This window comes from Deltaproteobacteria bacterium (assembly GCA_016213065.1).
GTDB lineage: Bacteria > UBA10199 > UBA10199 > SPLOWO2-01-44-7 > SPLOWO2-01-44-7 > JACRBV01.
In genome coordinates this window covers 1-6134 of record JACRBV010000024.1, presented here as the reverse complement: position 1 = coordinate 6134, position 6134 = coordinate 1, and the positions used below count along the sequence as shown (strand labels likewise).

Sequence of the window (6134 nt, the reverse complement as noted above, 5' to 3'; positions counted from 1 at the left end):
ACATATGACGGCAAATACAGATTTATCAATAATCATAGGGTGTTTTTTTCATGCAAAATAATTCTGAAAATCATAGTTCCTTCAATTCCTGCAAAACAATTCAACCATTCAAAAATCTAAGAGAGTTTCCGGAGGTGCCCTATATTGAAAATTGGCTTAACAACCGGCCTCGAAAATGTCTAAATTTCAGGACACCAAACGAGGCCTACAAATCAGAGTGTTGCGCTTGAAGGTTGAATTCGGGAAACCTTTTATCAAACTCATTGTGTTTTTCTTTTGTTTTTTGCTTTAATCAGATTGAAACAAAACTACATGCCATCAATAATATTGCCGATTGGGTTAGTTTGCAAGAAGCTTCAGTTTTAAATCTGAAATTGACAAAAATTTTTGATGCCATTAGTGTGGTCTTTAAAGGAAGACACCATGGTCAAAAGATATTTTTATCTGTTTGTCGGCATTTTCCTGATTTTTTCTTCCACAGTTTTCGCCAGCGCAGATTACGCATCAAAAGAAAAGGGTTGGCATAAAGGAGCTTATACTCTGCTGGGGGTTGGATTTTTGAATGTGGACAAAGATGTTAATGTTGTCACAGGTCAGTCTTTTGGTTCCGACATCATTCCCGCTTATGGCCTGACCACCGGCTGGAACTTTTTGGATCATTGGGCCACGGAATTGCAGATGCGTTACGGAACAGAAAAAGTAAATGGCCGAAGGGAACACGCGGTCAACATCAATTTTAACGGAAAATATTCCTTTATCTTGGATGCCCTCACAAAATGGAAAATCGTCCGCTTTCTTCCCTACGTTAAAATTGGAGCAGGCGTGTTTGGAGCCGCTGTTCCTAATTTAAGCGCGGGAAATGATCGTCTCGGTGTTTGGGGCCCCACTTTTGATTTGGGTGGCGGGATGGAAATTTTAATCCATAAATTTCTTTATGTCGGCCTTGATTTCACACAAGATTTCGCGTTTCTTCAGGAAAAATTCAATACGATCAACGGTGTAAGAACAAAAATTCTGAACGGCGGCTTTGATCCCCAATCCTCGTTGTTCGGCTACGTTGGGGTTCATTTCTAACTAGTTAAAAAATTTCAATCTCCCACAAAACACCTTTAACCTCTTGACATCTCTTGTTTTGTTGTTAAATATCACCGCACGAGTGATAATTACACATAGTACCAGGTACCATATGTAATGAGTAAGGAGGATAGGATGAAAATGTCGAAAGCCAGTGATTATGCGTTGGTTCTTTTGGCCAAGCTTGAAGCTCTACCAGAGGATCAGTGGGTGAGTGTGCGCGTCGTAGCTGGCGAGATTGGCGTTCCGAATCGGTTTTTAAGCAATATCGTCCACCGTCTTGTTCAGGCCGGCATTCTGCTTTCTCATCGTGGTGTTGCGGGGGGTGTTCAACTTGCGAAGGGGTCGGGTGAAATTACCATCGGTGATGTTTTGGAGGCAACCGATGACGCACTGGGGCTTGTTGATTGTGTCGATCATCCCGGCGCCTGCCCTCTCGAAAATCATTGCGAAGTCCAGCGTTTTTGGTCCGTCACCCACTCTTTTATATTGGCGGCTTTAAAACACATCACACTCAAAGAAATTACATCGCATTTAAAAAACAGCGCGGCACCGCCAAAGTTGGCGACATCATTGCCCTCGGCAAAAATATTTTAATTTAAGGAGAAGAAAAATGAGTCCACTTTTAAAAATAGAAGATCTCCACGTCAGGGTTGAAGGAAATGAAATTCTTCAGGGAGTTAATCTGGAGATAAGACAGGGAGAAGTCCATGCCATCATGGGTCCCAACGGTTCGGGAAAAAGCACACTCGCCTATGCCATGATGGGGCATCTGAATTACGAAATCACAAAAGGAAAAATTTATTTCAAAGGGGAAGACATCGCAAAAATGGAACCGGAGGACAGGGCCAAGAAAGGTCTTTTCCTGAGTTTCCAATATCCGGTAGCCATCCCCGGAGTTACTGTCGCCAATTTTTTGATGACGGCACTGAATTCACTGAGCGCCGGAGGAGACGCGCATTACAAAGATATCCGAAAAAATTACCGCAAGATCATCAAAGAAAATATGGCACTGTTGAAAGTTGATCCCTCTTTCGCCACACGTTATTTAAATGACGGTTTTTCCGGCGGCGAGAAAAAACGCATCGAAATTTTACAGCTCTTAACTTTACAGCCGACATTGGCGGTACTCGATGAAACCGATTCCGGTCTGGACATTGACGCATTGAAGACCGTCTCGGAAGGCGTTCAGGCTTATCTGAATCCCGAAAGAGCGGCGCTCGTCATCACGCATTATCAGCGCATTTTGAATCATCTTAAAGCCCACGTTGTTCATATTTTGGCGAAGGGAAAAATCATCGAGAGCGGTGGACCCGAGTTGGCATTGAAACTGGAAAATGAAGGATACCAAGCCTTCGGGCTTGAAGAGGATCAGGGGGCGTTATGAAAGGGGCACTGGACATTGGAAAAGGTTACGAAGAGAGATACGGTTTTCACGTTGAAGAAAAACCGTTTTTCAAAGCGGAAAAGGGTCTCAATCACGACGTGATTGACGCCATCTCCGATCACAAAAACGAACCGGACTGGATGCGCACCTTCCGTCACAAATCACTCGAAACTTTTCTATCAAAACCGCTTCCGACTTGGGGAGGGAACGTTCTCGATATCGATTTCGACGAAATTTTTTATTACTTAAAACCCGAAGGCAAAAAGGGAGATTCGTGGGAAGATGTTCCCGCTGAAATCAAAAAAACTTTTGATAAATTGGGAATTCCGGAATCGGAGCAGAAATTTTTGGCCGGCTCCGGCGCGCAATATGAATCAGAAAGCGTCTATCACAACCTGAAAAAAGAATGGGAGGAGAAAGGCGTTATCTTTCTTGATACCGACACGGCTCTGAAAGAACACCCGGAAATTTTCAAGAAATTCTTTTCAACCGTTGTTCCACCGGCAGACAACAAATTTTCAGCACTCAACAGCGCCGTCTGGTCCGGCGGGAGTTTCCTGTATGTACCACCGGGCGTGCATGTTGATTTGCCACTTCAGGCCTACTTCCGCATCAACGCAAAAAATGTCGGACAATTTGAGAGAACATTGCTCATTCTGGATAAAGGGGCGCACGCACATTACGTCGAAGGGTGTTTTGTCAAAGGGACGAAAATCACAGCCAACCCCGATTACAAAAATATCGAAGAAATCAAAGTGGGGGAGCGTGTCCTGACTCACACGGGAGAATATGCGCGTGTTTATCACACACAAGAACGTTCCTACACCGGCAACCTCTATACGGTTGAATTTTATGGCGATGCGACACAGAAAATTTCCGTTACCGAGGAACATCCCTTCGTTGTCGTGCCGCGTGAACGCGCCAATGAAAGAAACCGTTCGTGGAATAAAAAATGGCGCCCCGCAAAAGCTCTTAAAAAAGGCGACTATTTGGCCATTCCCGTTGATAAGCGCGTTGAATCTCTGTTCCAAAAACAAATTTCCGTCCCAATTGGTAGTGGAGGCCGCGGTTTCAAGAAAATCGTTGTACCAGTTTCCAGCACGCGGGCTTTTTTTCGACTCGCCGGTTATTATTTGGCGGAAGGAAGCGTCAGTAGCGGTCATTATGTCTGTTTTTCTTTTCACGAGGAGGAGCGGTCCTATATTGAAGATGTCAAATCTTTGTTGCGTGAAGTTTTCCAGATCGAAAAAACCATTGAGACATACCACCGCAAAAACAAGGGAACGAACGTCGTCGTTTGCTCTACCGCTCTGGCCCGTGTTTTCGTCGGGCTTTTTGGGCGTAACGCCTCGGAGAGAAAAATTCCCGAATGGATGCGATGGGAGGAACCGGTCAAACAAAGAGAATTGATCTTGGGTCTTTTCCGCGGAGATGGAAATTATTACTGCGACCAAAATCGCCACGTCCGTAAAGAGCTCTTTCGTATCAGCACCATTTCCGAAACGCTGGCACGTCAGGTGCGTGATATGCTTTTAAGACTTGGCGTTGTTGGTGCCATCAACTGTCAGACAAAACGCGGAGTCGGCCGCAAACCAATGTACAACGTCTGTATTGGGGGGGAACAAGCTGAATTTTTCGGGGCGCTTGTGGGCACCACGGTTCAACACAAGTTAAACGGCAAAAAACGTGCGACGATGTTTCATATTGACGAAAATTTTGCCTATCTTCCAATCAAAAAAATTGCGCGGCAGAAAGTTAAAAATATTCCCGTCTATAATTTCGGCGTTGACGGAGACGAAAGCTATGTGGCCGGCGGTGTTGCCGTTCACAATTGCACCGCCCCAACCTATTCAACGGATTCTCTTCATTCGGCGGTGGTTGAAGTGATTGTGATGGAGGGAGCGCGATTTCGCTACACCACAATTCAAAATTGGTCGAGCAACGTTTACAACCTCGTCACAAAACGCGCCACCGCTTATAAAAATTCCATTATGGAGTGGGTTGATGCAAATCTAGGTTGTTTAACCGCCGATGCTCAGGTATTTCTGAATCCAGCGGGTCCTGTTTCTATCGCCGCAGTTAAACCGGGAGACCATATTTACTCTCTCGACTTCGAGGAGTTCAAACCCAAGAAATTCCGCGTTAATGCAGTTCGGTGCACAGGTGTGAGAAAAACATTCCGTCTGACAACTCAAAATTTCAGGGAAGTGAAGGCGACAGCCAATCATCCTTTTCTGACATTACAAAAAACCCCCTACTCGGCCTATCCCAAATTAAGTTGGCAATCGCTTGAAAATCTCCAAAAAGGAAGTCTTATTGCCATGCTAACAGCGCTTCCGGACGAAGGCAAACCACGCATCATAGAATATACATACCCTAAAAAAGACGGACGCGGATTGAAAACACATGTTTCCATTCCCAAAGAAACTTCCGAAGACTTGTTATGGTTTTTGGGATTGTATTTGGGAGATGGTTTCATCGAACGAGATCCAAAATCGAGACGTCCGCGGCGCACTTACCTTGCCATCCCTCCCAAAGACCGTGCCAGACCACGTCTGCTCCAAACACTGAAAAAAGTATTCGAGGCCGATTGGAAACAAAAGGGGATTTTAGTCACCATCAATTCCGCCGTTTTGGCAGACTTTATTCTTCATCTTGGATTCGATGGAACTGCCAAAACGAAAACAATCCCTTCATGGATATTTTCACTGCCCCTCAGACAAAAATTGAGTTTTATCGAGGGTTATCTGGACTCTGACGGACACGTCCGTAACGGTTCCAAAAATGCTTCCATTGAAAAGGGCCAAATCACATTCGCCTCCGCAAACCGAAAACTTTTGGAAAACATCAAATTGCTGATGATTTCATGCGGTCTCAATCCTCTCAAGATTTCGACCTACTCCAAGAAAAGAATCCTGTATAAAGGAAAAGAAAAACAATATGTGACTCATTATCTAACTCTTAATTTAAAAGAAAATCTGAAAAGAATTCGTGAAAAAACACCTTCGTCTCCATGCATTCAATTCACCAAAGTTCGAGATATCGAACCGCTTGGCGAAGAAGCTGTTTACGATATTGAAGTAGATGGCGCACACAACTTCATTGCAAATGGCCTGATTGTGCACAATTCCAAATTAACGATGAAATATCCGAGCATTTATCTGATGGAACCCGGCGCACGCGGAGATATTTTGTCGGTTGCTTTTGCAGGAAAAGGCCAACATCAGGATGCGGGCGGCAAAGTGGTGCATGTTGCGCCCCACACCTCTTCGCATATTCTTTCAAAATCGGTCAGTCAGCATGGCGGACGTTCTTCGTATCGCGGTTTGGTGAAGGTCACCAAAGGTTGCAGTGATGTGAAAGTCAATGTCTGCTGTGATGCCCTGATTATGGACAAAGAATCCCGCTCCGACACTTATCCCACCATGGAAATTGACGAAAAAAATGTGGACATCGGACATGAAGCAAGTGTTTCCAAAATCGGCGATGAACAACTTTTCTATTTAAGAAGCCGCGGACTTTCCGAGTCCCAAGCCTCTTCGATGATTGTTTCAGGATTTATTGAACCGATCGTCAAAGAATTGCCGATGGAATACGCGGTTGAAATGAATCGCCTGATTCAACTGCAAATGGAAGGATCGGTGGGGTAGGAAAAACGGACCATGGACTATGT

The 6134-nt window shown here is 44.7% G+C and carries 4 protein-coding genes and 2 pseudogenes; all 6 read left to right on the top strand.

Annotation, left to right across the window (positions count from 1 at the left end):
* The first annotated feature begins 423 nt into the window (after positions 1-423).
* Positions 424-1074 carry an outer membrane beta-barrel protein gene (locus tag HY877_01385; protein ID MBI5298938.1) on the top strand — a complete coding sequence of 217 codons (651 nt, stop codon included), beginning with the start codon at positions 424-426 and terminating at the stop codon, positions 1072-1074.
* Positions 1075-1209: 135 nt separating this feature from the next.
* Entirely contained in the window at positions 1210-1671 is a 462-nt protein-coding gene (locus HY877_01380) for an Rrf2 family transcriptional regulator (protein ID MBI5298937.1), read from the top strand.
* Positions 1672-1687: 16 nt separating this feature from the next.
* Positions 1688-2461, top strand: coding sequence for a Fe-S cluster assembly ATPase SufC (gene sufC / locus HY877_01375; protein MBI5298936.1), 774 nt, complete (start codon positions 1688-1690; stop codon positions 2459-2461).
* 488 nt (positions 2462-2949) lie between these two features.
* Positions 2950-3156, top strand: a pseudogene (locus HY877_01370) (Fe-S cluster assembly protein SufB).
* Positions 3157-3834: 678 nt separating this feature from the next.
* Positions 3835-4113 (top strand): annotated as a pseudogene (locus HY877_01365) (LAGLIDADG family homing endonuclease).
* Positions 4114-4155: 42 nt separating this feature from the next.
* Positions 4156-6111 carry a SufD family Fe-S cluster assembly protein gene (locus HY877_01360; GenBank protein MBI5298935.1) on the top strand — a complete coding sequence of 652 codons (1956 nt, stop codon included), beginning with the start codon at positions 4156-4158 and terminating at the stop codon, positions 6109-6111.
* Positions 6112-6134: the final 23 nt, after the last annotated feature.

What these genes read in the sequence shown, in the direction of transcription:
- sufC (MBI5298936.1), top strand. Translation starts at nt 1,688, where the DNA reads ATGAGTCCACTTTTAAAAATAGAAGATCTCCACGTCAGGGTTGAAGGA.
- HY877_01385 (MBI5298938.1), top strand. Translation starts at nt 424, where the DNA reads ATGGTCAAAAGATATTTTTATCTGTTTGTCGGCATTTTCCTGATTTTT.
- HY877_01360 (MBI5298935.1), top strand. Translation starts at nt 4,156, where the DNA reads ATGTTTCATATTGACGAAAATTTTGCCTATCTTCCAATCAAAAAAATT.
- HY877_01380 (MBI5298937.1), top strand. Translation starts at nt 1,210, where the DNA reads ATGAAAATGTCGAAAGCCAGTGATTATGCGTTGGTTCTTTTGGCCAAG.